At 57.6% G+C, this 816-nt stretch carries 1 protein-coding gene and 1 pseudogene; both read right to left on the reverse strand.

Annotated elements, in window-relative coordinates; genetic code table 11:
- Positions 1 to 125 precede the first annotated feature (125 nt).
- Positions 126 to 431, reverse strand: coding sequence for a hypothetical protein (locus U9978_RS11840; RefSeq protein ID WP_322761149.1), 306 nt, complete (start codon positions 429 to 431; stop codon positions 126 to 128).
- A pseudogene (locus U9978_RS11845) lies at positions 431 to 816 on the reverse strand (hypothetical protein); the annotation flags it as partial. The pseudogene U9978_RS11845 and the gene U9978_RS11840, both read right to left, overlap by 1 nt.

Genomic DNA, 816 nt, shown 5'->3' on the forward strand with positions numbered 1-816 from the left:
TCGCGGCCATCGCGTCTTCCTCGTTTTTCTTCACAGAGCCGAGAAATCACGCGGTGGCCGCCCGCGCATCGCGCCACGCCGACGAGCCGGAAAGAGACCACACAGCGATCACTGTGGCTGTAGTACTAAGTTCGAAAGACCCAGGTTGCCAAATTGTCGGCGATCACCAGCAGGTCTCCCTCGGGGACGCTTTCGCGATACTCCTCCTTGGGGGCGAGGTCAGTATCCAGATCAATCGACGAGATCTGAACCTCTCCAGAGTCCCAAACCGTCAAGTATGAAATCCTTGAGTCCAGCTCCAAGGAAACACCGAAGGAATTCTTATCCCGCCCTTCTGGCGAATCAAAAATCCCGATCTTGACGCCTCTCTCTACTAGCAAAGAAGACTTTCGTTCATACCATCTCTTGAGGCTTGATGGCAGGTCAGGCATCACTTGACCGTCCCATCCCAGAAGAGGTTTTCAAAACTTGGCATCTCCGGCGGCGGCAGTCCGCGCCTTGCATTGAGCGGCCCATAGATCGGGTGATTCGGGCCAGGGATCTGCGCCCAGCCCGGCTCCCCTCCCGGCTTCAGCGAAGCTGTCGGAACATCAAACTGCACGTATCTGCTCCCAGGAGAAGCCTGCCTGTAATACGCCGCAGGGTCCGCCGGGTGTGCTACATAGGTAGAAGTTCCACCACTACCAGCCTGAACCTTTCCAGTGTCAATCATTGCCTGGTGCTCCTCTTGCGACATCCACCTTCCCACCGTCGTGGTATAGGGCGCGAGGCCGAGGGGGTCGAGCCAGCCCAGGGGATTGTCGACGTAGGTGTGAG

Origin of the sequence: Protofrankia sp. Cr2 (assembly GCF_963555885.1) — a bacterium.
Lineage (GTDB): Bacteria > Actinomycetota > Actinomycetes > Frankiales > Frankiaceae > Protofrankia.

Bases quoted from the DNA above. Each gene is read 5' to 3' on its own strand.
- U9978_RS11840 (WP_322761149.1), bottom strand. From the start codon at position 431: ATGCCTGACCTGCCATCAAGCCTCAAGAGATGGTATGAACGAAAGTCT.